General features: G+C 66.1%; 20 protein-coding genes. 10 read left to right on the top strand and 10 right to left on the bottom strand.

The features are described from left to right. Position 1 precedes the first annotated feature (1 nt). From C4K39_RS27580 to C4K39_RS27595, 4 genes are all read right to left on the bottom strand, one after another. Positions 2–1384, bottom strand: a complete 1383-nt coding sequence (locus tag C4K39_RS27580; RefSeq protein WP_225926514.1) for an HlyD family type I secretion periplasmic adaptor subunit — start codon at positions 1382–1384, stop codon at positions 2–4. Then, entirely contained in the window at positions 1384–3495 is a 2112-nt protein-coding gene (locus tag C4K39_RS27585; RefSeq protein ID WP_124348419.1) for a type I secretion system permease/ATPase, read from the bottom strand. The genes C4K39_RS27580 and C4K39_RS27585 overlap by 1 nt, the downstream gene beginning before the upstream one ends. Positions 3496–3786: 291 nt before the next feature. Continuing rightward, on the bottom strand, positions 3787–5355 hold the full coding sequence (locus tag C4K39_RS27590; protein ID WP_124347940.1) for a TerC family protein: 1569 nt from the start codon (positions 5353–5355) through the stop codon (positions 3787–3789). A 489-nt stretch (positions 5356–5844) separates the two neighbouring features. After that, complete coding sequence (locus C4K39_RS27595; RefSeq protein ID WP_124347941.1) at positions 5845–6720, bottom strand: LysR family transcriptional regulator; 876 nt, start codon at positions 6718–6720, stop codon at positions 5845–5847. A gap of 103 nt (positions 6721–6823) precedes the next feature. On the opposite strand from C4K39_RS27595, the gene C4K39_RS27600 reads away from it, so the two are divergent. The 4 genes from C4K39_RS27600 to C4K39_RS27615 all read left to right on the top strand — a co-directional run bounded on the left by C4K39_RS27600 (position 6824) and on the right by C4K39_RS27615 (position 10659). Next, on the top strand, positions 6824–7321 hold the full coding sequence (locus C4K39_RS27600) for a GlcG/HbpS family heme-binding protein (protein WP_124347942.1): 498 nt from the start codon (positions 6824–6826) through the stop codon (positions 7319–7321). Next, the gene (locus C4K39_RS27605) at positions 7318–8859 is read left to right on the top strand and encodes an MFS transporter (protein ID WP_124347943.1); all 1542 of its coding nucleotides are present in this window, start codon (positions 7318–7320) and stop codon (positions 8857–8859) included. The genes C4K39_RS27600 and C4K39_RS27605 overlap by 4 nt, the downstream gene beginning before the upstream one ends. 153 nt (positions 8860–9012) lie before the next feature. After that, entirely contained in the window at positions 9013–9579 is a 567-nt protein-coding gene (locus tag C4K39_RS27610) for a GrpB family protein (protein ID WP_124347944.1), read from the top strand. Between the two features lie 18 nt (positions 9580–9597). After that, positions 9598–10659: an NAD(P)/FAD-dependent oxidoreductase gene (locus C4K39_RS27615; protein WP_124347945.1), complete on the top strand. Its 1062-nt coding sequence runs from the start codon at positions 9598–9600 to the stop codon at positions 10657–10659. 29 nt (positions 10660–10688) lie between these two features. Here C4K39_RS27615 and fauA read toward each other — a convergent pair whose 3' ends face one another. Both fauA and C4K39_RS27625 read right to left on the bottom strand, forming a co-directional pair. Further along, the gene (fauA, locus tag C4K39_RS27620; RefSeq protein ID WP_068581319.1) at positions 10689–12896 is read right to left on the bottom strand and encodes a TonB-dependent alcaligin siderophore receptor FauA; all 2208 of its coding nucleotides are present in this window, start codon (positions 12894–12896) and stop codon (positions 10689–10691) included. Positions 12897–13037: 141 nt separating this feature from the next. Continuing rightward, positions 13038–13988, bottom strand: a complete 951-nt coding sequence (locus C4K39_RS27625) for a helix-turn-helix transcriptional regulator (RefSeq protein ID WP_124347946.1) — start codon at positions 13986–13988, stop codon at positions 13038–13040. Positions 13989–14127: 139 nt separating this feature from the next. Here C4K39_RS27625 and poxB point away from each other — a divergent pair, with 139 nt between their 5' ends. Further along, positions 14128–15897, top strand: coding sequence for a ubiquinone-dependent pyruvate dehydrogenase (gene poxB / locus C4K39_RS27630; RefSeq protein WP_124347947.1), 1770 nt, complete (start codon positions 14128–14130; stop codon positions 15895–15897). Between the two features lie 113 nt (positions 15898–16010). Next, the gene (locus tag C4K39_RS27635; RefSeq protein WP_022639380.1) at positions 16011–16460 is read left to right on the top strand and encodes a PTS sugar transporter subunit IIA; all 450 of its coding nucleotides are present in this window, start codon (positions 16011–16013) and stop codon (positions 16458–16460) included. A 42-nt stretch (positions 16461–16502) separates the two neighbouring features. Here the strand turns inward: C4K39_RS27635 and C4K39_RS27640 are convergent, their stop codons facing one another. From C4K39_RS27640 to C4K39_RS27650, 3 genes are all read right to left on the bottom strand, one after another. Beyond that, positions 16503–16931 carry a TOBE domain-containing protein gene (locus tag C4K39_RS27640; protein ID WP_124347948.1) on the bottom strand — a complete coding sequence of 143 codons (429 nt, stop codon included), beginning with the start codon at positions 16929–16931 and terminating at the stop codon, positions 16503–16505. A gap of 133 nt (positions 16932–17064) precedes the next feature. Further along, on the bottom strand, positions 17065–18375 hold the full coding sequence (locus tag C4K39_RS27645) for an NtaA/DmoA family FMN-dependent monooxygenase (RefSeq protein WP_124347949.1): 1311 nt from the start codon (positions 18373–18375) through the stop codon (positions 17065–17067). A 64-nt stretch (positions 18376–18439) separates the two neighbouring features. Continuing rightward, positions 18440–20527 (bottom strand): TonB-dependent receptor, encoded by a 2088-nt coding sequence (locus C4K39_RS27650; protein ID WP_124347950.1) that lies wholly within the window; start codon positions 20525–20527, stop codon positions 18440–18442. A gap of 221 nt (positions 20528–20748) precedes the next feature. Here C4K39_RS27650 and C4K39_RS27655 point away from each other — a divergent pair, with 221 nt between their 5' ends. Beyond that, a complete protein-coding gene (locus C4K39_RS27655; RefSeq protein ID WP_031320051.1) occupies positions 20749–21567 on the top strand; it encodes an IclR family transcriptional regulator in 819 nt (272 codons plus the stop codon). A gap of 7 nt (positions 21568–21574) precedes the next feature. Here the strand turns inward: C4K39_RS27655 and C4K39_RS27660 are convergent, their stop codons facing one another. After that, entirely contained in the window at positions 21575–22381 is an 807-nt protein-coding gene (locus C4K39_RS27660) for an ABC transporter ATP-binding protein (protein ID WP_124347951.1), read from the bottom strand. 169 nt (positions 22382–22550) lie between these two features. Between C4K39_RS27660 and fepB the strand changes: the two genes are divergently transcribed. Genes fepB through C4K39_RS27675 form a run of 3 tightly spaced genes read left to right on the top strand, consistent with a single transcriptional unit; the run spans position 22551 to position 25537 of the window. Further along, positions 22551–23456, top strand: coding sequence for a Fe2+-enterobactin ABC transporter substrate-binding protein (gene fepB / locus C4K39_RS27665; protein ID WP_068581344.1), 906 nt, complete (start codon positions 22551–22553; stop codon positions 23454–23456). A gap of 3 nt (positions 23457–23459) precedes the next feature. Continuing rightward, positions 23460–24509 (top strand): FecCD family ABC transporter permease, encoded by a 1050-nt coding sequence (locus C4K39_RS27670; protein ID WP_124347952.1) that lies wholly within the window; start codon positions 23460–23462, stop codon positions 24507–24509. Then, entirely contained in the window at positions 24509–25537 is a 1029-nt protein-coding gene (locus C4K39_RS27675; protein WP_437179342.1) for a FecCD family ABC transporter permease, read from the top strand. The genes C4K39_RS27670 and C4K39_RS27675 overlap by 1 nt, the downstream gene beginning before the upstream one ends. Positions 25538–25562: the final 25 nt, after the last annotated feature.

The raw sequence follows: 25562 nt of genomic DNA on the forward strand, positions 1-25562 counted from the left end.
CTCAACGCTCCCGCAACGCTTCGGACTGGTACTCGCGGATCGGCCCCAGCAGGTAGTTGATCACCCGCCGTTCACCGGTGCGGATCTCACCCGTGACGCTCATCCCGGCTTGCAGGGGCATGGGCTGCTGTCCCTCGGCCAGCGTCTCGCGCGCCAGGCGGATACGAGTCGGAAACACCAGGCCCAGCTGTTCATCCTTGATGGCGTCGCCGGAAACATGCTCCACCGTGCCGCGCAGGGTGCCGTAGCGGGTGTAGGGAAAGGCGTCGACCTTGAGCTCCACCGGCTGGCCGGCCCTGACGAAACCGACGTCCTTGTTCAGCACCATGACCTCGGCATCCAGCTCGGCGCCTTCAGGCACTATCACCAAGAGTTGCTGCGCCGGCTGTACCGCGCCGCCCAGGGTGTGTACCGCCAGTTGCTGGACCACACCGTCCACCGGTGCCAGCAGGGTCTGCAGGCGCTGGCGGTCACGGCCACGGATCAACTGCTGCTCGAGCACGGCGACATCCTGGCGACTGCGGTTGAGCAACTCGTGCTGCTCGCGCTGGGTCCGGGCCAGGAAGCTGTCGCGCTGTTCCCGGCGGTTCTGCGCCTGGGCCTTGAGCACCTGCAGCTCGGCATGCTGCTGGGCCAGGGAGCGCTCGACCTCCAGCTGTTCCTTTTCCTGTTCGAGCAACTCGACCCGGGGCATCAACTGTTCGGCGGCCATCGCCCGGCGCGCATCGAGGCGCCGGCGCACGTTGCCGGCCAGCTTGCCCAGAGCGGCGATCTCGCTGTTGCGGGCCCGTTGGCTGGCCTGGTTGATGGCGATCTCGGCATTGAGGCTGTCGAGGTTGGCGCGGATCTCCTTCCAGCTGCTGGCCAACTGTTGCCGCGCTGCCGCGACCTGCTCCGCATCCAGGCCCGCAGGTGGCTGGTAGCTAGCCAGCGGGTCCTCGCTCAGCAAGGCGCGGGCCCGGGCCAGCTCCAGGCGCTTGAAGGCCAGTTGCGCACGCAACTCACTCAGCTCGGCATCGATGCCGATGGGGTTGAGCGCCACCAGCACGTCGCCGGCCTTGACCCGTTGCCCATCGCGTACGTGGATCGCACGGACTTCGCCGGCTTCGTGGGCCTGGATCACCTTGGTGTAGCTGGAGACCATCAGGCGCCCGGCGGCACTGGCGTGGATGTCGAGGAAACCGAGAATGGCCCAGCCCAGGGCCAGGGCGATGCTCAGGATCAGCAGCAGGGCCGTGCCTCGGGCCCAGGGTGCGGGTGGGCGCTCGACGATCTCCAGGTAACCGGGCTGGAATTCGTATTCGTCGCGGCTGCGTTGCACCAGGGCCGGGGCCGCGCGCAACAGTTGCCAGGCGCGCCGCCAGGCAGTCAGCAGGCCTTGCATTATTCGCCCTCCTTGCGCAGCGTCTGTTGCAGCGCCCACAAGCGCGCATAGCAACCACCGTTGGCGAGCAATTGCTGATGGTTGCCCGATTCGCTGATGCGCCCGTGTTCCAGGGCGATGATCCGCTGGCAATGACGTACCGCGGACAGCCGGTGGGCAATGATGATCACGGTGCGCCCCTTTGCGATGCGCGCCATGTTGTCCTGGATCAGCGCCTGGGATTCGTCGTCCAGGGCGCTGGTGGCCTCGTCGAAGATCAACAGCCGCGGGTCGCCCATCAGTGCCCGGGCGATGGCGATGCGTTGCCGCTGGCCGCCGGACAGCGAGCTGCCGGCCTCGGCCAGTACCGTGTCATAGCCCAGGGGCAGGCGCAGGATGAACTCATGGGCACCGGCCAGGCGCGCCGCCTCGATCACGCTCTCCAGGGACGCGGTTGGCTGGCGCAGGGCGATGTTGTGCCGCACGCTGCGGTTGAACAGGTAGTTTTCCTGCAGCACCACGCCGATCTGGCTGCGCAACCAGGCCGGCTGCAACTGCTGCAGCGGTACACCGTCGATCAGGATGCGCCCGGCGTCCGGGGTGTAGAGCTTTTGCAGCAGGCGGGTGAGCGTGCTCTTGCCAGAGCCGGACGGCCCCACGATACCCAGGGTCTGGCCGGCGGCGATGTGCAAGTCCAGGCCCCGCAGCACCAGCTCCAGTTCCGGGCGATAGCGGAACGCGAGGCGCTCGATCCTTACCTCGCCGCGCAAGGCCTGCGCCGGGCGTCGATCGCCCTCGGCCTGCTCCACCGGCAGGTTGAGCATGTCGCCCAGCTTGTCCACCGACACCCGGACGCGGACGAACTGCTGCCAGACCTCGATCAGCTTGGCCACCGGCTGGCTGACGTGGGACAGCATCATGTTGAAGGCGATCAATTGGCCGATGGTCATCTGCAGGTCGATGACCTTGCTCGCTCCCCAGCAGATCGCCGCCACCGCCGTGACCTTCTGCAACAACGTCACCACCTGGCTGATGGCGCTGCCCAGGGTCTGGCTGGCAAACCCGGCCTCGACCATCTGCGCCGTCTGCGCCTCCCAGCGCCTTTGCATGCGCGGCTCCACCGCCAGGCTCTTGATGGTCTCGCTGCTGCTCACGCTCTCGTTGAGAAAGGCGCTATTGCGCGCCGCGCTGTAGAACTGCTGCTCGATGCGCTTCTCCAGCGCGCCGGTGCTGGCCCAGGCCAGGAGTGCGTAGAGCGGCAGGGTCAGCAGCACCAGCAGGGTCAGCGGCCAGGAGATCCAGGCCATCACCGCGAAGAACACCAAGGTGAAGGCCACGTCCACGCACAGGGTCAGCAGGGAGCCGGTGAGGAATTCGCGAATGCTGTCCAGCTCCTGCACCCGCGTGATGATCGCGCCTACCTGGCGCTGCTTGAAGTACAGCAGGGGCAGCCCCAGCAGATGGCGGAACAGCTTGACCCCGAGGCCGATATCGATGCGGTTGGCGGTGTGCGCCGAGAGGTATTCGCGCAGCCCCTTGAGCAGCACCTCGAACAGGCCGACCGCCACCAGGGTCATCACCAGCACATCGAGGGTCGACAGCGCCCGGTGCACCATGACCTTGTCCATGACCGCCTGGAAGAACAACGGAGTCGCCAGGGCCAGCACTTGCAAGACCAGGGAACACAACAACACTTCGCCGAGTATCCGCCGGTGGCGCAGCAGTTCCGGCACGAACCAGGACAGGTCGAAACGCAGGCTCCCCTGGCGCAAGCGAATCACCTCGCCGCTCCAGGCCTCGGCCAACTCTGCGCGCTCGAGCACTTGCGGGGTCGGGGCAGTCGGGCGTTGTACCAGGGCCTGGGCTTCGCTAAGCCGGGCCAACAGGACGAAGGCGCCGCTGCGGTCGCGCCAGACCAGGGGCAGCATCTTCGGGGTCAGGCGCTTGAGTGCCAGGCGCTCCAGGCGCAGGTCGACGCCAGCCTCCCGAGCGTAGCCCTTGAGCGCCTGGCGCAGGTTGTGCCCGCCTGCCGCGGCGCTGGCTCGTGGCGCGCGCTCCTGGGTCAGTTGCAGCAGCAATTGGCAACAGGCCAGGGCGCACTGGATGGTGTCCGTGGCGTCGGCCTGCGCCATCGCAGGACGTTCGCCAAGAAGTGGCGATGCAGGGGTTTGGGGATTGACTGGCATAGACCGCTCGTTTCAAGACCCCGGGCTACAAGAACACGGGGACAGGGAGATTCGAGGCCAGTCTGCGGCAGCTATCCGGGAATGATAATCAGCCGCACGATTGAAAGCTTTCAAGCAAAACTTAAGCAATCAAAGCCTGCTTTCGAGGGTCGAACAGGCGCGCGCAGCGGGGGGCCAGGCATAGACCAGGCATGGACCGGGCAAAAAAAAGCCGGACTCGCATCCGGCTCTGTCACCTCATGGATCTGGCGGATCCTGCCGGTGCATCCGCACCCGGGTCACCCGCCGCTCCTCGACCGTCATCACCTGGAGGCTCCAGCCTTGCCACTCCAGGCAATCACCCTTGACCGGCAAGCGGTCCAGCAGGCTCATGACCAGCCCCGCCAGGGTCTGGTAGTCCTCGGTCGGCTCGGCGGCGAAGCCGGTGCGCTGGCGGATCTGCGCCAGGTTCAAGGCACCGCTGACCAGGAACCCGCCCTGCTCCTCGACGATGTCCGGACCTTCGATTTCGCTGGCGTCAGGCAATTCGCCAGCGATGGACTCGAGGATGTCGGTCATGCTCAGGACGCCGACGAAATCGCCGAATTCGTTGATCACGAAGGCGATGTGGGTCGAGGCCTTGCGCATCTGCTCCAGGGCATTGAGGATCGTGAAGCTGTCCAGCAGGTTGATCGTGGTCCGCGCCAGGTGCGCAAGGTTCGGCTGGTTGCCGGCCAGGTACTCCTTGAGCAGCTCCTTCTTGTGCACGAAGCCCAGCGGCTCCTCCACCGCACCGTCGCGAATCAGCGGCAGGCGTGAGTAGGACGAATGCATCAGTTTCTCGCGGATGCTTTCAGCATCGTCGGCCAGGTCGATGTAGTCGACGTCGGCACGTACCGTCATCAGGCTGCGGATCGGGCGTTCGGCCAGTTGCAGCACGCCGCTGATCATCACCCGCTCGCGGCGGTCGAACAGCTCGTTGGGCGCCATCTCGTCGCCTTCCACCAGGTCGGCGATATCCTCGCCCACCTCCTCCGCTGCCAGCTTGCGCCCGCCCAGCAGGCGCATCACCGCGTGGGCCGTACGCTCGCGCATCGGCCGCAGGCCCTGCATGGACTTCTTGCGCCGGGCCCGGGCGATCTGGTTGAACAGCTCGATCAGGATCGAGAAGCCGATGGCCGCGTACAGGTAGCCCTTGGGAATGTGGAAGCCCAGGCCTTCGGCGGTCAGGCTGAAGCCGATCATCATCAAGAAGCCCAGGCACAGCATGATCACCGTCGGGTGGCTGTTGACGAAGCGGGTCAGCGGCTTGCTGGCCACGATCATCACGCCAATGGACACCACCACCGCGATCATCATCACTGCCAGCTCGTCCACCATGCCCACGGCGGTGATCACCGCGTCCAGGGAGAACACCGCATCGAGCACCACGATCTGCGCCACGATGGGCCAGAACAGTGCGTAACCGGCGTTGCCGGCCCGCTGGCTGACATGGCCTTCCAGGCGCTCGTGCAACTCCATGGTGGCCTTGAACAACAGGAACACACCACCGAACAGCAGGATCAGGTCACGGCCCGAGAAGCTCTTGCCCCATACCTCGAACAACGGCTGGGTCAGGGTCACCATCCAGGAAATACTGGCCAGCAGGCCCAGGCGCATCAACAGCGCCAGGGACAGGCCGATGATCCGCGCCCGATCGCGCTGATGGGGCGGCAACTTGTCGGCCAGGATGGCGATGAACACCAGGTTGTCGATGCCCAGCACCAGTTCCAGGACGATCAGGGTCAAGAGGCCAAGCCAGGCCGTGGGGTCTGCGATCCATTCCATACGATTCAGGTTCCTCAGGCGGCCAGGCGCGACACGGCGCCAAGGCGCAAGGCCTCGGGGACGTTCTGGCAAGGGTGGGAAGCGGCGGATGCCGGGAAAACGTGGCTACTGGCATGGCAGCCTGGGCGCCTGCGCCTCAGGATGACGCAGTGGCGTGGGAAAGCAGGGGGTAAGGCGGAATGAGAGCGCCGATTGGGGGGCTCCGAGAGCGTGTTCATGCAAGTCCTGAGTGAAAAAACGGATTTGGAGATTACAAGGCATGGGCCTCGTAGCCCCAGCGGCAAATCATTACAAGATTTTATCCGCCTCCAAGGACGCTGAGTGTAGCCGCTGCCGCAGGCTGCGCACGGCTCGGTACGAGCCGTGCGAATGGGGTGCGCAGTTGGCCTGATACAAGGCTGGAGCCGCTACGCACCCGTGTGCAGCCTCGCAAGCCCGGCAACGGCTACACGAGGATTTGCCGGGGCAAAGCGGTTGCCCCAGTGACGGTCAGCGGCGGTATTCGCGGCGCACTTGCTCGATATAGCGAGTCACCGCCGGGGCCTGCTCGAAACGCCGATGGACCAGCGACAACCAGGAAGAGGCCGAGCTACCCAGGATCGGTCGGTACAGGACATGGGGCAGGCTGACATGGCCCACCACCGACTCCGGCACCACGGCGACACCCTGCCCCAGGGATACCAGGGCCAGCACTGCCACCAGGCCACCGGGCTGTACACCGAGCTTGGGGGCATAGCCGCCCTCGGCCGCCACCTGCAGGGTGCCGTTGATCTGCTCCGGCAGGATGAAGGTTTCATTGAGCAGGTGCTCGCAGGCGATCTGCGGCAAGCGGCACAACCAGGACTCGGCCGGCAGTGCCAGGACAAACCCTTCGGCATCCAGGCGAATGGCCTCGACACCCTCCGGCAGGGTCATGGGCGCACGGATATAACCCACATCCAGGCGCCCGTCGGCGATCCGCGCCGGCAAGGTGGCCATGGGGCATTCGCGCACGCTCAGGCTGACATCAGGGCAATCGCGGGCGAACGCCTGGACCTGCTTCTGCAGCAATCCCGAGTACATCGCCGAGGCCACGTAACCCAACTCGATATGGCCGATCTCGCCACGTCCGGCACGTTGTGCATTGCGCTGGGCGAACTCGAACTGACGCACCGTGGCCTCGGCCTCCAGGAGCAACGTGGCCCCGGCCTCGGTGAGGCTGACCTCACGCTGCTGGCGCACGAACAAACGGGTCCCCAGCGCCTTTTCCATGTCCTGGATCTGCCGGCTCAGGGTCGGCGGCGCGATGCCCAGTTGCTCGGCGGCACGGGTGAAATTGCGCTGGCGGGCCACCGCCAGGAAGTAGCGAAAGTGACGAATGTCCATAAATGCATTAGCTCAAAGGTAATGAACTAGCGGTCAGTGGCTAACGAACCACGCCAACGACCGGGATAAGCTCGACGGACCTCCACACTAGAGAGAGCGTGCCATGCGCGTCAAACCCCTGCTTCTGGCAATGATCACCTGCTGCAGCCTGCAAAACGCCGTGGCCGCAGAGACCCAACCCATTGTTGCCCACAAGGCAATCCTTACGCTGGAGCGCGCCCAGAACCTGCTCAAGGCCGCCCAGGAAACTGCCCAGGCCAAAGGCTGGCCTTGTGCAGTGGTGATTGTCGACGACGGCGGCTGGCCGATTATCGGTGCGCGCATGGACGGCGCCCCGGTAGTCGCCGGCATCGAACTGGCCCAGGGCAAGGCCCGCACCTCGGCGCTGTTCCGCCGCCCCTCGGGCGACCTGGAGAACGCGATCAACGGCGGGCGCCCGGCGGCCCTCAGCGCAGGCCTGCTGATGATGAAGGGAGCCCAGCCGATCATCGTCGATGGCCAGGTCATCGGCGCCATCGGAGTCAGTGCCGATACTCCGGCCCATGACGATGAAATCGCCCTGGCGGCACTGGCTACTCTCAACCGCCAGAGCGCGCCATGAACCGCCCACTGAACCCGCGCCTGACCCTGCTGACGGCGTCCGGGGTGTGCTCGCTGATCGTCCTGGACACCAATATCGTCGCGGTGGCCCTGCCCAGCATCGCCCGGGACCTGGGGGCCGATTTCGTCGATATCGAATGGGTTGTCAGCGCCTACATGCTGGCCTTTGCCGCACTCCTGCTGCCCGCCGGCAGCCTGGCCGACCGCTTCGGCCGCAAACGCACCCTGCTCTGCGGCCTTGGCCTGTTCATCCTCGCCTCCCTGGGCTGCGGCGCCGCGCCCAACGCCCTGGTCCTGGACATCGCCCGGGCACTCAAGGGCGTCGGCGCAGCCCTGCTGCTGACTTCGGCCCTGGCCACCATCGGCCATACCTTTCACGACGAGATGGAGCGCGCCAAGGCCTGGGCCTTCTGGGGCGGCTGCATGGGCCTGGCGATGACCGCCGCGCCCACGGTCGGCGGATTGCTCACCGAGTACCTGGGTTGGCGTTGGATCTTCTACTTCAACCTGCCGGTGGGTGCACTGCTGCTATGGAGCGTGCTGCGTAACGTCGAGGAGTCCCGCGATACACGGGCCGCCCGCCTGGACCCCTGGGGTAGCCTGGCCTTCAGCGCCAGCCTGCTCTGCCTGATCTGGGGCCTGATCGACGCCAACCGCATCGGCTGGAGCCATCCGGTCACCGTTATCAGGCTACTGGCCGGCCTGGTGCTGCTGGGACTGTTCGTACTGGTCGAGCGCATGCAACAACGCCCCATGGTGGACCTGCAACTGTTTCGCCATCCGCGCTTCATCGGAGCCTTGCTGGGCATGTTCGCCTACGCCGGTTGCGCCCAGGTGATGATGACCCTGTTGCCTTTCTACCTGCAGAACGGCCTGGGCTTCTCGGCCATCGCTTCGGGGCTGGGCATGCTGCCTTTCGCCTTGACCATGCTGGTCTGCCCACGGATCGGCGCACGCCTGGCCGGACACTATCCGCCCGCCACCTTGATGGCCGCCGGGTTGACCCTGGTGGGCAGCGGCAACCTGCTCAGCGCCTGGGCGGTGCATGCCGGGGGCTACCTGAACTTCGCCCTGGCGATTGCCGTGACAGGTGCCGGTGCCGGCCTGCTCAACGGCGACACGCAGAAGAACATCATGGCCTGCGTGCCCCGGGAACGTACCGGCATGGCCTCGGGGATGAGCACCACCATGCGCTTCAGCGCCATCATGCTGGCCATCGGCGTGTTCGGTGCCGTGCTGGGCAATCAGACCCGACAGCTGTTGCAAGACAGCCTCAGCCAAGTGCCTGGGCCCTGGCTGGCGAAAGCACCGGGTATCGCCTCACGGGTAGTGGCGGGCGACATGCAAGGTGCCCTGGCCAACCTTCCGGACAGCGCCAGGGCACTGCTCGAGCCCCTGGCCCTGCAGGCCTTTGTCGGCGGATTCACGCGGGTACTGGCGGTGGCCGGCTGCCTGGCCCTGCTGGGGGCGTTGTGCGTGGGCCGGTTGATGCGCAACCCCTTGCCCCAGGCCCAGGGCGTGGCCTTGAAGTCCTCCTGAGCAACGCCTGGCAACGGCTACAGGTGCGCTGCCAAAGGCGCCTGTAGCTCGCTTGCAATTTCATAACATTGCGCAAATTGCCCGGCTCACGCCCCGCGGTTAAGGTGCGCCCAGCCAATCCCCCTCCACCCCAACGCCTGGAGACACCCGCCCATGAGCCCCGTACCACCTGCCGCCACGACGTTGCCGGTGCCGATCAAGGTCGAGCTGCGCCCTCACGATCCGCAATGGGCCGAGCAGGCTCGCCGGGTCGCCGGCACCCTGCACGCAGCACTGGGCGACAATCTGCTCCAGGTCCATCACATCGGCTCCACCGCCATTCCCGGCATCGTCGCCAAGCCGGTGCTCGACCTGCTGCCGGAAGTCCGCTCGCTGGCCGAGCTGGATGCCTGCCAAAAAGCCTTGCAGGAACTGGGTTATGCCTGGCGCGGCGAGCTGGGACTGCCCGGGCGGCGTTATTGCAGCCTCGACGATCCGGACAGCGGTCAACGTCTCGTGCAGTTGCATTGCTATGCCCAGGGCTCGCCGGAGATCGAGCGGCACCTGGCCTTTGCCGACCACTTGCGCCAACACCCGGGCATCGCCCAGCAATACCAGCAGGAAAAACTTCGCTGCCAGGCCCTGCACCCTGGCGACTCCCATGCCTACAGCGACTGCAAGGATGCCTGGATCCAACGGGTACAGGCCCAGGCATTGGCCGAACGGCAGCGCAACCACTGACCACAGGACGAGGTGAACATGAACCATCCACGGATCGTTGTACTGGGCGCGGGCATCGTCGGCGCCTCCATCGCCTACCACCTGGCCCGCCAGGGTGCCGAGGTGACCGTACTGGAGCAGTCCAGCCCCGGCTCCGGCGTCACCGCTCATTCATTCGCCTGGATCAATCCCCTGGGGGAGTTTCCTGCTGCCGCACGCCCCCTGCGCACCCAGGCCCTGGCCGACTACCGGCGCCTGGAGCAGGAACTACCGGACTTGCAGATCAACTGGTCCGGAGCGCTGTGCTATCACCCGGAAGATGTCCCCTCGGCAGATGACCAGCAGCCCGGGCTTGCACGCCAGTGGCTGGATCAGGATCGGATCGGCCAATTGGAGCCCAACCTGCGCCAGCCGCCGGAACGGGCCAGGTTCGCCCCGGGCGAAGGCAGCCTCGACCCGCTAGCCGTCACCGACTGCCTGCTTGAAGGCGCTCGGCGCCATGGGGCTCGGATACTGCTCCAGACGGCGGCGCTGGAGTTACAAGTGCAGGGGCAGGAACCCGTCCGGGTCATCACCTCGACCGGGGTCCATCAGGCCGACCACGTGGTGCTGGCCACAGGCTGTGGCACGCCAGCCCTGCTGGCGCCCCTGGGCATCGAACTGCCGGTCCAGCCTTCACCGTCGATCCTGCTGCGCCTGGATGCCCCCCCTGGGCTGGTCAAGACCCTGGTTTCCAACGACCTGCTGGAGATACGCGAAGCCAGCGATGGCAGCCTGCTGGCGGCCGAGGACTATATCGACGCCCAAGGGCCCCAAGGGCCACAGGCCATCGCTGAACAGGCCCTGGCCAGCATCCACCAGTCATTTCGCGGCGCCGAGTCGGTAACGCTGCGTAGCGTGGAGGTGGGCCAGCGCCCGATGCCTGTCGATCAACTGCCGGTTATCGGTCCATGCCACACGCATCCAAGGCTCTATCTGGCCGTGATGCATGCCGGCGTAACCCTGGCACCCACCGTCGGGCGCCTCATCTGCCAGGAGTTGCTGCAGGCGCGTCAGTGCGCCGAACTCGCCCCTTGCCGCCCGGACCGGTTCGGTCATTAACCCGTCGCAGGACACCCGCAGCCGAGTCATCAGAACGCCGCCTTGGCGCTCAAGCGCAGGCTGCGCGGCTCGCCCCACAAGCCTTGGCTGTAGAAGCCGATCTGCTCGTAGTAGCGCTTGTCGAACAGGTTATCCAGGTTGGCACTGACCGACAGGTTGTCATTGACCTGGTAACGCGCCATCAGGCTGGTCAAGGCATAGGCGCCCTGCCCCACATCGGTCAGCCCCCCGGGGCTGGGTACCCGGTTGCGCGAGGTCCGGCTGTTCCAGGTAGTGCCACCGCCCAGGGTCAGTCGGTCCAGCACACCCGAGAGCCGATAGGTGGTGAACAGCTTGAACTGGGTCCTGGGAAACTCAGTGTTGATCGCCCGGCCATCGCCATTGCGCGCAATGAAGTGGGTATAGCTGGCGGACAGGTTCCAGTCGTCGCTCAGTTGGCCGCTCAGGTCCAGGTCGAATCCGTCGACCCGCGCCCCGGTGCCTGCCTTGTACGCCTGCTCGTTGGGTCGACCTTGCACGTTCACCCCGGGGATGGCCTCGGCGAGCCCCTCCTGCTGGGTACGGTAGACCGCCAGCGCGGCATTGAGCCGCCCCTCCAGGTAGGCCGCCTTGAGTCCCACTTCGTAGCTGTCGCCAGTCACTGGGTCGAGGATGCTGCCATTGGCCGTACGCGCGTTCTGCTGGTTGAAGATGCTGGTGTAGCTGGCGTAGGCGCTGTAGGTCGAATCGATGTCGTAGATCAACCCGGCATAGGGCGTGACTTCATTCTTGTAGCGGTACTGGCGCTGGGCGCCGTAGTAGTTCTGGTCGATCCGCCAGTCGCTGATCCGCGCGCCGAGGATCAAGTGCAACGGGTCGGCCAGGGACAGCCGGGTGACCAGGTAGCCGCCCGTCTGTCGGGTATGGGTGGCATCGCCAGAGGACCGGGTGCGTGACCACACCGGCTCGGGAATACGCCCGTTGCGCCAGTCGGTGAAGCTGCCGATCGCCGGAGTTTTGCCAGCGGGCTGGAACTGGTCGATGTTCAGGTCGTCGTCGATGCTCATCCAGCCCAGGCCCAGTTCATGCTCGCGCCCCAGTAACTGGAACGGGCCGCTGGCCGTCAGGTGCCAGGTATCGCGGCTGCGCTCGCCATCGTAATTGAGGAAGTTGACCTTCATGCCCAAGCCGGTGGCACGGTCCGGATAGCCCCCGCGAAACAGCGAGTGCATGCCGTAGTTGCCCTCGTAGCGGCTGTAGGCCGTACGCAGCTTCCAGTCGTTGTCCAGGGTGTGTTCCAGGTCGACGAAGGCCGTGGTGGACTCACTGCCGGTACGGCTCCAGCGGGTATTGTTGGCGGTCGAGCGGCCGAAATCGGTGCGCGAGCCATCGCTGTAGAACAACGGAAAACCGCTGCCCATGCCCCGCACACGGTTGCGCTGGTACTCCAGGCTGGTGGTCAACCGGGTGCTGGGGGTCAGCTCGGCGCTGACGACCCCATAGAGCGTGCGTGAGTCATTTTCCAGAAAGCGGGTGTAGCTGTCTTTTTCCGAATAGGCCGCCACCACCCGCGCCGCCACTCTGCCGTCCGCCGCCAAGGGTAGCGACAGGTCGAAGTCGCCACGTCGCTCGCCCCAGCGTCCGGCCCCCGCTGAGCCGCTGATGGCGAAATCCGCCAGCGGCTTTTTGCGCACGAAATTCACCGCCGCCGAGGGATTGCCGGCGCCGGTCAGCAACCCCGTGGAACCACGCACGATTTCCACCCGATCGTAGATGGCCGAGTCCATGTCGGTGGCGCCGAAGTTCCACAGGTTGTTGATGGGCGATGCCAGGCCATCGAACTGGAAGTTGTCGATGGCGAAACCTCGTGCGGAGAACGCCAGGCGATTGCTGTCGCTGCGGGTATAGGAAATCCCCGGGGCGCTGGCCAGGATCTCGGCGGTGGTGGCCAGGCCCTGGTCTTCGATGCGTTGGCGGGTGACGACGCTGACCGATTGCGGGGTCTCGCGGATCGACAGCGGCAGGCCGATGGCCGTGGACATGGCACCGGTGGTGTAGCTGCCAGAGTCTTCGGTGGTCTCGCCCAGCGCCTGCTCGCCCTGCACTTTCAGGGTGGGTAGCACCAATGAGGCGTTCGGCCTGGAACGGCTGTCGGGTTCTTCAGCCGAAGCCGAAAGGGACACCAGCAAGCCACCGAACACGGCGACGGGCAGGCAATGGGCACGACGCGGGAACGCGCGGGAGTCTGGGCAATACATAGGAATGGTTATCCGATGAATACTATTGTCGGATGCGCATTATTCACATCCGTACCCTACCCAGGTTTTGCCGGATGCCGAGGATGTTATGGGCGATGCCGGTTCCGACGCGAACCCGCGGCGCCAAGCCGTCGCTGGCGTTCAACCGCAACTGCCGGGGGCTATGCCGAAGCGCTGGCGAAAGGCCGTGGTGAAATTGCTGGCATGGCGATAACCCACGAAATGGGCGGCCTGCTGCACCGACCAGCCTTGCTGCAGCTGCGCATAGGCCACATCCAGGCGGCGCCCACGCAGGTACCCGAACACCGTTTGCCCATAGGCCGCTCGGAACTTGCTGCGCAGCGAGCTGCTGCTCATGCACGCCAGCTGAGCCAACTCAGTGAGCGAGTGTTCCTCGCCGGGAGCCTGGTACAGGCGCTCGCGAACCCGCTCCAGCAGTTGTCGGTCGCGGGGGGTCAAGGCGCCGCCCTGGGTCTCTCCTGCCGACAACCCGGCCAGGGTATGGGCCAGCAGTTGCAGGGCCACCCCCTGGCATAGCAGTTGTTGCAGGCTGCCATGCCAACGACCGTTGCCAAGGTCGTCGATGGCCTGGCGCACATGCAACGGCAGCGAGTGACAGGTCATCTGCGACCCACCGCGCCGCAAAGCGTCATGCAGCCGCTGGGCCAATTGCGCATCAGGCAGGTCTTCGGGGCTGTTGAGTGCAAGGTTCAGCCCGCGCAACCGGGGACCGGCAAAATGCAGCGCCGACAGTGGCCGGTCGTCGGCACACAGGGTCGCGATGCAGTGGCCGGGTAACAGCGCCTGCTCCCGAGTGAAGCTCAGCGCGGCACGCCCTTCGAGCACCAGTGCCAGGCTCAGGCATGGCATGCGCAGCGAGTCGACCCGGTAGCTGTGGAACGGCAGCACGTCGGAATTCACCAGCACCAGCCCGCCAGGCAGGCGGTGTTCAGTGATAAGCCCTTGCATCAGGCAGATATCGTCGTGCTCGACGCTTAGCCCAGGCAGGCTGTAGTGCACGGCATGGCGTTCGCCGAGCTGGCGGAAGTCGCGCAGGAAGTAGCGCTGGTCCAGGTGGGATGGTGGGTGCAAGGCCGGCGCTCGCAGAGGAAAATTCGGACACCGATATTAGCATTAATTCTCATTTACATAAGTTTCATGGAATCATCCGCCCTCACCCACTGTCCCCTGCTGATCACACTGTTTTCCCATCCGACGGCAGGAGCACGCCATGGCGAACATCAGCATTGCCCGACAACTGGCACAGACCCTCGAACAAGCCGGGGTCAAGCGCATCTGGGGGCTGACCGGCGACAGCCTCAACGGCCTCACCGATGCCCTGCACAGCATGCAGAGCATCCAATGGATGCACGTGCGCCATGAGGAAGTGGCGGCCTTCGCCGCTGGCGCCGAAGCGGCCATCACCGGACAGCTGGCGGTGTGCGCCGGCAGTTGCGGCCCGGGCAACCTGCACTTGATCAACGGCCTGTTCGACTGCCACCGCAGCCGGGTGCCGGTGCTGGCCATCGCCGCACAGATTCCGTCCTCGGAGATCGGCCTGGATTACTTCCAGGAAACCCACCCCCAGGAACTGTTCAAGGAATGCAGCCACTTCGTCGAACTGGTGAGCCATCCGGCGCAGATGCCCGAGGTGCTGCACCGGGCCATGCGCAGTGCGATCCTCCAGCGCGGCGTGGCGGTGGTGGTGATCCCCGGGGACGTGGCCTTGCAGCAGGTGCCGGCGGCCGGCAAGCCATGGCCACCGTTACACGCCCCACGCACCCTGCCGGCGCCCCACGACCTGGACCGCCTGGTGGAACTGCTCAGCCACAGCCAGGCCGTGACGCTCCTGTGCGGCAGCGGTTGTGCCGGGGCCCATGACCAGGTCGTGGCCCTGGCCGATGCCTTGGGCGCGCCGGTGGTGCACGCCCTGCGCGGCAAGGAACATGTGGAATGGGACAATCCCTTCGATGTCGGCATGACCGGCTTGATCGGCTTCAGTTCCGGTTATCACGCCATGCTCAACTGCGACACCCTGGTACTGCTGGGCACCGATTTCCCCTATCGCCAGTTCTATCCGACGGACGCTTGCGTGATCCAGATCGACCGCGATCCACAGGCACTGGGCCGGCGGGTGCCCCTGGACCTGGGCGTGGTCGGTGACGTCCGCGAGACTCTCGCGGCCTTGCTGCCACGCCTGCCCTACCAGGGCAATCGGCGTTTCCTGGAAACCTCCCTGGAGCACTACGCCAAGGCTCGCCAGGGCCTGGACGACCTGGCCCGCCCCGACGCGCCGGGACGGCCGGTGCACCCGCAGTACCTCACCCACTTGGTCAGCGAACTGGCGGACGCCGACGCCATCTTCACCGCCGATGTCGGCACGCCCACGGTATGGGCCGCGCGCTACCTGAAGATGAACGGCCAGCGACGCCTTTTGGGATCGTTCAATCACGGTTCCATGGCCAACGCCATGCCCCAGGCCATCGGCGCCCAGGCCGCCTGCCCCGCGCGCCAGGTGATCGCCCTGGCCGGCGACGGTGGTTTCAGCATGCTGATGGGGGACTTCATCTCCCTGGCCCAGCTGAAGCTGCCGGTGAAGATCATCGTCTACGACAATGCCTCGCTGGGTTTCGTCGCCATGGAAATGAAATCCGCCGGCTACCTGGACACCGGCACCGACCTGCACAACCCGGACTTCGCCGCCATGGCCAACGCCATGGGCATCCTCGGCCTGCGGGTCGAGGACTCCGAAGGCCTGGAAGGCGCCCTGCGCACCGCCCTGGCCCACGACGGCCCGGTGCTGGTGGACGTGATCACCGCCACCCAGGAACTGGCCATTCCGCCGACGATCAAGCTGGAGCAGGCCAAGGGTATGAGCCTGTACATGCTCAAGGCGGTGATGAGCGGCCGCGGCGACGAGGTGGTGGAACTGGCCCGGACCAACTGGCCCAAGGGCGGCTGGCTCAGCCGCAAGCTGGGCCTGGACGGGTCCAGCCAATAGCGGACCTAAAGACTTCGTAAAAAATGCCGCACCCTGGCTGCCAGCCGGCCGTGAATACGCTTGAATGGAAGCTGAGCCGGGCCGCTGGCGCCTGGTCTTTCCTGGAGAAGCCCATGGGTAACTTGGCCATGCACCTGCAGGAGGAGGACATCCTCCTCGCCGTCAATCCGTCGAACAAGCATCGGTTGTTCCAGCAGATCGGCCAGCATATGCAACATACCTGGCAGTTGCCGGGCGACTGGGTGGCCGCAAGCCTGGCCCGTCGCGAGGAGGCCGGCAGTACCGCCATCGGCGCGGGCGTGGCCCTGCCCCATGCGCGGCTGGAGGAACTGGACGCGATCCACGTCCTGTATCTGCGCCCCCAGGCGCCCATGGCCTTTGCCGCCCCCGACCAGCAGCCGGTGCGCGACATCCTGGTGCTGCTGGTACCGGCCCCTGCCGAGCAGTCGCACCTGGACCTCTTGGCCGAAACCGCCCGGCTGTTCGCCGACCAGCGCTTCCGGCAGGCCCTGCACGACTGCCGTGAGGCGCGCCAGGTCAAGCAGTTGTTCGACCGCTGGTAGCCTGCCGGGCGCTAAGGCCCGGCGAGCCTACCGATGGGTGTTTCAGGCCGGTACGCCGAGAATGATGTGCGAGGCCTTGATCACCGCAGTGGCGCTGGCGCCCGGGGCCAGGCCCAGTTCGTCCACGGCATCGCGGGTGACGATGGAGTAGACGCGGCTGCCACCACTGAGCTCGAGCACTACCTCGGCATTCACCGCACCGTCGGTGACGCTGATCACCCGGCCTTGCAGGCAGTTACGGGCCGACAGGCGAATGCCTTCGGCGTCGGTCATCAGCATCACCCACGGCGCCTTGACCAGGGCCAGGGCCTCGGTGCCCGGGGCGATCCCAAGGCTGCGCAGGCTTTGCAGGGTCACCACCGCCACCAGTTGCTCGCCGCCTTCGAGCGACAGCACCACCTCGGCATTCACCGACCCCTCTTCGACCTGGCTGACCCGGCCTTTGAACACGTTGCGCGCACTGACTTTCATCGAGACTTTCCTTGCTTGATTTCCAGGGTGGGTATTGGCCAGGAATGATCCGCGGCCCGTTGTGTAGAAACAACCATAGCGCGCTGTCATCCGGACCGTACCCCGCTTACCTGCCTGGCTTACCTGCCTGGCTTCAGCCTTGCTCCTGCAAGTGTTCCATGAAGGTGCTGGCGCTATAGCGCTCGCGGAACAGCCCGGCCTGGACCAGCAGCGGTACGACTTGCTCAAGGAAGATGTGCATCGAGCGGATCGAGCCGCCCGGGGCGGCGATGAAACCGTCCATGGCGCCGGCCTCGGCCCAGTCGGCGATCTGTTCGAAGGCATCCTCGGCGGTGCCGATCACTTGCCAGTGGGCTGCGGAAATCACCTCCGGACGCAGCAACAGCTCGTCCAGGCGCAAGGTCTCGCGCTCGATCAAGCGCCGCAGCAGGTTGGTATGGGTACGACTGCCGGGGTTGGACGACGGCGGCGGCAGGTCCGCCGCGCTCACCAGGCGATCCAGTGGCCAGTCGCTGAGGTCCAGGCCGATGGTCTGCTTGATGGAGGCGAACTTGCGGCTGTTGTCCGGGTTGCCGTGGGTCTGCATGAACAGCTGGCGCGCCTCTTCTCGGGTCGGCGCCAGGTACAGGCTCAGGCCCGGCAGCAAGCGGATATCGCGCGGGTCCCGGCCATGGCTCAACGCCCGTCGGGACAGGTCGTGGCGCAGTTCCAGGGCGGCCTCCTTGTCCGGGGTCGGGGCGAACACCAGGTCGGCCACCGAAGCGGCGAAATCACGGCCGGTGTCCGAGGCGCCAGCCTGTACCAGGGGGATTCGCGGCCCGGGATAGGCCGGCAGGTTCAGCGGGCCACGCACTTTGAAATGCGCCCCCTCATGCTCCACCGGATGTACCTGGGAGCGATCGGCGTAGCGACCGTTCTCGCGGTCGATCAACAGCGCAGCGGACGGGTAGCTGGCCCAGAGCTCATGCACCAGGCTGGTGAACTCCGCGGCCCGGGCGTAACGCTCGTCAGCACCGGGCATGGCCTCCAGGCCGAAGTTCTCGTGGCCTTGCAGCGCGGTGACGATGTTCCAGCCCGCGCGGCCATTGCTCACCCAGTGCAGCGATTGCAACTGGCGCGCCACCACGTAGGGCGGGAAAAAGGTAGTGGACACCGTGGAGACCAGGCCGATATGCCGGGTCTCCCGGGCCACTGCCGCCAGCAGCACCGTGGGGTCGAGGCTGGCGAAACCCGAGCCGCTTTCCAGGCCGTCCATGTTCAGGTAGCTGACGTCCGGGCGAAACACGAAATCCAGGTGGGCGGCCTCCGAGCGCTTGGCGATGTCCACGGCGAAATCGCTGCTGTAGATGCCCTCGATGTTGCTGTCCGGCTGGCGCCAGGCATCGCCGCTGAGCCAGGTGGGCGCCAGGGACATGCCGATGTGCAGGCGTTTGCGGTTACTCATCTGTTGTCAATCTCCTGTAGGGGAATGAGGCCGGCGGCCCTGGCAGGCGCCGCCGGGGGCCGGGTCAGAAAGCGCCCTTGATACCGATACCGAGGGTGCGTGGTTGGGTCATGCTGGCTTCGGTGCCGCCGATGCCGCGGTTCTCTTGCATGTAGGTCGGGGAACGGTCGTCGAACACATTCTTGACGTAGCCGTAGAGCTGGACCTGATCGTTGAAGCGATAGCTCATGCGGGCGTCGGTGAGGGTGTAGGGCTTGACCGAGTAGCTGGAGGTGTTGGCCACGTCGGAGTAGTAGCCGTCCAGGTAGCGCACCTGGGCATTGAGGTTCAGGCGCTCGGTGATGTCCCAGCTGGGACCGAAGCTCAGGGTGTAGCCCGGCGAGCGGGCGAACTCGTTGTGGGCGTAACCGGCGTTGCTGGAGATCTTGTCGATGCGGGTGCGCAAGGTACCGGCACTGGCCTTGAGCCGCAGGTTGTCCAGCAGGCGGTAGTCGAAGTCCAGTTCCAGGCCGTAGGCATGGGCCTTCTCGGCGTTGATGGTGTAGGACTGCGCCACGCCCGGGGAGATCACCACCGGGATGTTGTACTGGGCATCCTTGAAATCCATGTAGAACAGGTTGGTGTTGATCAGCAGCCGGTCGTCCAGCAGGCTGGCTCGGCTGAACAGCTCATAGTTCCAGATCGACTCTTCCTTGAAGTACGCCCATTGCCGGGTACTCAGGTTCAGCGACACGCCGCCGGGGTTGTAGCCACGGCTGACCATGGCGCCCACGGTCCACTGCGCGGTGGCGGCGTAGGCCAGGGACACCTTGGGCAGCAGCGCCGAGAAGGTCTTGTCATAGTTCAGCGCCCGTGGCGCCAGCACCGAATTGCCGTCGCGCTCGACATGGTCCTGCTGGTAGCGCAGGCCGGTGCTCAGGGTCCACAAATCGCTCAGGCGGTAATGCAGCTCGCCGAAGATCCCGAGGTTGGTCTTGGTGTCATCGAAGATCGAGCGGCCACGCAGGTTCAGGCTTTCATCGGTGCGGGTGCGAGCGTAGTAGACACCTCCCATGCCGCTGAACACGTCCTGTTGCTCGCCGAAGCTCAGGCGGGTTTCGTTGGAGCCGTTCCTCTGGCGGATATCCGCATCGCCCTCGCCTGCCGCCCCGGTCACCCGGTGCACCGACGACAGCGAATACTGCGCCTGGTTGTGCAGCTTGAGGCCGCCGCCCAGCTCATAGGACACATCGAGGATGCTGGTGTTGGTGTCCTGTTCCCAGGACGGCATGGTGGTGGAGCGGTGGTTGAGCTTGTGGAACGGCGCGGTGGCCGCTTCCTGGGTCGGTCGGTTGCTGTCGGTGTGGGAGAAGGTGAACTTGCTTTCCAGGCCGGGGATATCCGTGGGCAACCACAACAGCTTGGCCCGGGCATTGAGGTTACGAAAATCCTGGTCGGTCTTGCTGCCCTGGAAACGCGGGTTGTCGTAGTCGATGAAGGTATCGCGAGCCGAGTAGTCCACCGCCAGGCGCCCGGCGAAATCCTCGGCCAATGGCCCGGACACCGCCACCGAGCTGCGACGCGAATGGTAGCTGCCGATCTCGGCCTGGTAGGCCGCCTCGGGGACGAAGGTCGGGTCCTTGGTGTTGACGATGATCGCCCCGGCGATGGCGTTGGCGCCCTGGGAAGTGGTCTGCGGCCCACGGAAAACTTCGATGCTGTCCACGTCCCAGACCGACGTCGCACCGAAGAACATCTCGTTGTAGTTCAGGTAGTGGCCATCGAGGTTGATGGTGGCCCGCGGCACGGTACCGCCCCAGAACACGTTCTGCCCGTTGTTCGGGCCCTGGGTGTCCTGGCCACGAATGACCGGCGCACCCACCGAGTCGGTGTAGATCACGTTGGGCGTGCCGTTGATCACCTCTGCCACCGACGCATCGCCGGTCTTGCTGCGCTCGATATCTCGGTCGGTGATCACCGAGACCGACGACGCGGTGTTCTTCAAGTCCCGCTCGAGTTTTTCCCCCGTGACCACCAGCGACTCCAGGGCCAGGCTGCCCTTCTGTTCGCCCTTGGCCTCTGTCTCGGCCAGCGCCGAGGGCGCCGCCAGCAGGCTCGACAGGGTGAGAACGCCAATACCGTGACTCAATGTGCGATGCGTAAGGGCCATCAAGGCCTCCCTCCAAATGAGAATGATCCTCTTTCACGATTAGGCTATCACGCTGATATCAAATTCCTCAATACAGAATTAATTCTGCAAAACAGAATGAACTGTGTTCGATGTCCAGGCACAACCCGCCCCGGCGACGCCAGGGAACCGCTATCATGGGCACCGCCGCGCGGCCCCGATCCGCGCAACACCCGCAGCCGGACAGTGGTGAGGAGACCAAGCCGTTGAACACTTCGCAGAACCCGCTGGATGACACCCAGGACCCGCCCTCGGAGAAACGCTCCGGGGTGATCCAGTCGGTTTCCATTGCCGCGCGCTTTCTCAATACCCTGGCCAACGCCGAAGGCGAGCTGGCCCTGGGGGAAGTCGCGCGCCGCACCGGTACCGGCGGTTCCACCGCGCACCGCTACCTGCAGAGCCTGGTCAAGGAAGGCCTGGCCAAGCAGGACCCGGCCAGTGGCCTGTACGACCTGGGGCCGGCGGCCTTGAGCATCGGCATCGGCGCACTCAAGCGCATCGACGCGGTGGATATCGCCGCCCGGCACATGAAGGCCCTGGCCCAGCAACATGCGGCCAGCGGTGGCGTGGCGATCTGGACCGATCGCGGACCAACCCTGGTGCGCTGGCATCGCAGCGCCTACTTCTCCATCAACCCCCTGGCCCTGGGGGACATCCTGCCCATCGACAACACTGCCTGCGGCCTGGTGTTCCAGGCCTTCCTGCCCAAGGCCGTGATCGATGCCGCACGCAAGCAACAGCCGGCGCACTTTCGTGGCACGCCGCCCACTGCCGCGGTGCTGGAACAAGTGCGCCAGGCGCACTGGGCCGAGATGACCAGCCACCTGCTGTCCAACGTCACCGGGCAGGCTGCGCCGGTATTCGATGCCCAGCAGGAAATCGTCTGCGTGATGACCACCGTCACTGACCTGGGGCAACTGCAGGCCCCCGAAGACCGCCAGGCGCTGTTCCACGAAGCCGCGCTGGTGAACCAGGCCACCGGTGGCCGCATGGTGCCCCAGGTGCCGCCCGCCCCTCGGCGCTGAAGCCGCCTCAGGCTCCGGACGAGTCCGGTGCCCCTGCCCGGCCCAGGGGCACCATCAGCGGTGTGCCGCTGACCGGGTCGGCGATGATCAGCGCAGGCAATCCGAACACCTCCTGTACCAGCGCCTCGGTGAAGATTCGTGCCGGTGCGCCCTGGGCGACGATGGCGCCGTCACGCAGGGCGATCAGGTGGCTGGCATAGCGGCAGGCCTGGTTCAGGTCGTGCAGCACCGCGACGATGGTGCGGCCCTGGCGATTGAGTTCGGCCAACAGTTCCAGCAGCTCGATCTGGTGGACGATGTCCAGGTACGTGGTGGGCTCGTCCAGCAGCAGGATCGGGGTTTCCTGGGCCAGGACCATGGCGATCCATACTCGCTGGCGCTGGCCGCCGGACAACTCGTCGAGCAAACGTTCGGCCAGGGTGTCGACCCGGGTCGCGGCCATGGCCGCCACTACCGCCCGTTCATCGTCCGGCGACCACTGGCGCAAGAACGACTGGTGCGGATAACGCCCCCGGGCCACCAGCTCGGCCACGGTGATGCCGTCCGGCGCCATGGCGCTCTGCGGCAACAGGCCCAGGCGCCGGGCGACCTCCCGGGCCGGCAGTTGGCGAATGTCCTTGCCGTCGAGCACCACCTGGCCCTTGGCCGGGACCAGCAAGCGCGACAACGCCGCCAGCAGGGTGGACTTGCCGCAGGCGTTGGGACCGACGATGACGGTGAACGACCCATCGGGGATGGCCAGGGAAAGGTCCTGGGAAATGATTCGCGCGTCATGGCGCAAGGTCACGGCATCGGCATGCAAGCGGTGAGTCATGGGCAAGAAGATTCCTGGATACCTGGGGTGTGAAAGGTTGCAATTGCGGAATTGATTCTACAATATGGAATGCATTGCATGAGAAGCATTATCATATGCATCATACGATCCGGACCCAGCAAGCTCCACCGAAGGCCCTGCCACTGCCACCCCATCACCCGACGGACCCATGATGAATCCACGTCTCGCCACTCGGCTGCTCAGCGCCGCAATCCTGGCCCTTTGCAGCCAACTGGCCTGCGCCGCTGCCGCCATGCCTGCGCGCATCGTCTCCACCAGCCCCAGCGTCACCGGGATCCTACTGGCCATGGAGGCGCCCCTGGTGGCCAGCGCCGCCGCCACCCCCAGCCGCCTCACCGACTCGCGCGGGTTCTTTTCCCAGTGGGCGCAAGTGGCCGAGCAACGGGGGGTCCAGGTGCTGTATCGGAACCTGCAGTTCGACATCGAGGCAGTGATCGCCAGCGATCCCGACCTGCTGGTGCTGTCCGCCACCGGAGCCGACAGCGTGATCGCCCAGCGTGGCGAACTCCAGGCCCAGGGCATCCGTACCCTGGTGGTGGACTACTCGAACCAGAGTTGGCAGGACATCGCCACCGAGCTGGGTCGGCACACCGGGCTTGAGCGACAGGCCCAGGCCGCGATCCAGCGCTTCGACCAGTACGCCGCGCAAACCGCCGCCGCCATCAAGCTGCCAGCGGGGCCGGTCAGCGTGGTGGGCTACAACATCGCGGGCAGCTACTCCATCGGCCGCCTGAACAGCCCCCAGGCGCGCCTGCTCGGCGCCCTGGGGTTCAAGGTCGCGCCGCTGCCCGAGGCCTTGGCGGCAAGCGTCACCCGCGCCTCGGACTTCCAGTTCATCTCCCGGGAGAACCTGCCTGCCGCCATCACTGGCGACAGCGTGTTCCTGCTCAGCGCCGATGAACAGGATGTGCAGGCGTTTCTTGCCGACCCGGTGCTGGCCAACCTGCCGGCGGTGATCCACAAGCGGGTATATGCCCTGGGCCCGAGTTCGTTTCGTATCGACTACTACTCCGGGCGCCAGATGATCGATACCGTCGCCGCGCAGTTTCGCTGAACCATGGAGCTGCTCGCCCAGGGCGCTGCTCCAGCGCTGGCGCTTTCGCGGCGCCACAAGACTCGTCGCTGGGGCCTGCTGGCCGGGCTGGCGGTCCTCGCCGGCCTGGCCCTGCTGAGCTTGGCCAGCGGCTCGCGCAGCATCGCCCCGGAGGTCGTCTGGCAGGCTGTGTTCGCCTTCGATCCAAGCAACGACCAGCACCTGATCCTGCATGAGCTGCGCCTGCCGCGAACCCTGGTCGCGCTACTGGCCGGAATGGCCCTGGGTACCGCCGGAGCGCTGATGCAAGCCGTAACCCGCAATCCCCTGGCCGAACCTGGGCTGCTGGGCATCAATGCCGGCGCGGCCCTGGCGGTAATCAGCGGCGTGGCGCTGGGGCAGTTGACCAGCATGCTCCAATCGCTGTGGCTGGCCTTCTGCGGGGCCGGGCTGGCCGGGGCCCTGGTGTTCCTGCTGGGCCGGGCCCACGAGACCGGGACCAACCCCGTGCGCCTGGTGCTGGCCGGAGCGGGGTTGTCGGTGATGCTGGCCTCGCTGACGGGAATCATCGTGCTCAACTGCCCACCGCAGGTGTTCGATCATTTTCGTCATTGGGCCTCGGGCTCCCTGGCCAGCACCAGCCTGGCCCTGTTGCCGCTGCCGGCCATGGCCGTTGCCTGCGGGCTGGGGCTGGCCCTGGCCATCGGCCCGCGGCTCAATGCCCTGGCCCTGGGCCACGAGCTTGGCCGGGCCCTGGGCGTGAACCTGCGCCTGACCTGGCTGCTGGCCTGCCTGGCGGTGATGCTGCTGGCCGGCGCGGCCACCGCCATGGCCGGCCCCATAGGCTTCATCGGTTTGGTGGCGCCGCACCTGGCGCGGATGCTGGTGGGTCCGGACTATCGCTGGATCCTGCCCTATTCGGCGCTGATGGCGGCGAGCCTGCTGCTGGCCGCCGACATGCTCGGCCGCGTGCTGGTGGCGCCACAGGAACTGGCCGCCGGGATCATCACCCTGTTGCTGGGTGGCCCGTGCTTCATCGTCCTGGTCAGGCGCTTTCGCCTGAGCCGCCTGTGATGCGCCGCCACGCCCTGCGCCTGGGCTCGCTGTCGGTGGCTTGGCAACCGCGTACGCTGCTGGTCTGTTGCGCCCTGGTGCTACTGGCCCTGCTGCTCTGGACACTGTTGCTGGGCAGCGGCAGCCTGGCCCTGTCCCCCGGCGAAGTGCTGGCCAGCCTCCTGGGTCAAGGCCAGGACGCCACCGCCCAACGCGTCATCCAGCGGGTGCGCCTGCCCCGGACCCTGACGGCCACCCTGGTGGGCATGGCCCTGGGCATGGCTGGGGCAATCTTCCAGTCCATTTCCCGCAATGCCCTGGGCTCGCCGGATGTGATCGGCTTCACCACCGGTGCCGCCAGCGGCGCCATCGTGCAGATCATGCTGTTCGACTCCGGCCCGCTGGCGACTGCCCTCGCCGCTCTAGTTGCCGGGCTGTGTACCGCATTGGCAGTGGTGCTGCTGGCGCGCAAGGCGGGAACCACCGGGGGTTACCGCCTGGTACTGGTGGGGATCGGCGTCGGCGCGAGCCTCTCAGGGCTGAACAGCCTGCTGCTGGTGACCGGCAACCTGGACCAGGCGATGTTCGCCCAGCTGTGGCTGGCCGGCTCGCTCAACACCCGTACCTGGTCCCATGTGGTGCCCGCCGCCATCGGCCTGCTGGCGATCGCGCCGATCGCGCTGTACCACGCCCGACAAGTCGACCTGCTGGAGATGGGCGATGCCAGCGCGACCCAACTGGGAGTCGCGGTGGAACGCACGCGGCTGACGATGGTACTGGTGGCCGTCGGCTTGACCGCCATCGCCACCGCCGCCGCTGGCCCCATCGCCTTCATCGCCCTGGCCGGCCCGCAGCTGGCCAGGCGCCTGACCCGTGGCTGCGGGGTGCCATTGCTGTCCGGTGCCTTGATGGGTGCGGTATTGCTCCTGATGGCCGATCTGCTGAGCCAGCGCCTGGCCGAGCGCGTCAACCTGCCCATCGGCCTGATGACCGGCCTGCTGGGCGGCTTCTACCTGCTCTGGCTGCTGGTGCGCAGCCGGCGCATCTGAGGGATGCGCCAGCAGGCAATACCCA

It is taken from the genome of Pseudomonas sessilinigenes (genome assembly GCF_003850565.1).
Lineage (GTDB): Bacteria > Pseudomonadota > Gammaproteobacteria > Pseudomonadales > Pseudomonadaceae > Aquipseudomonas > Aquipseudomonas sessilinigenes.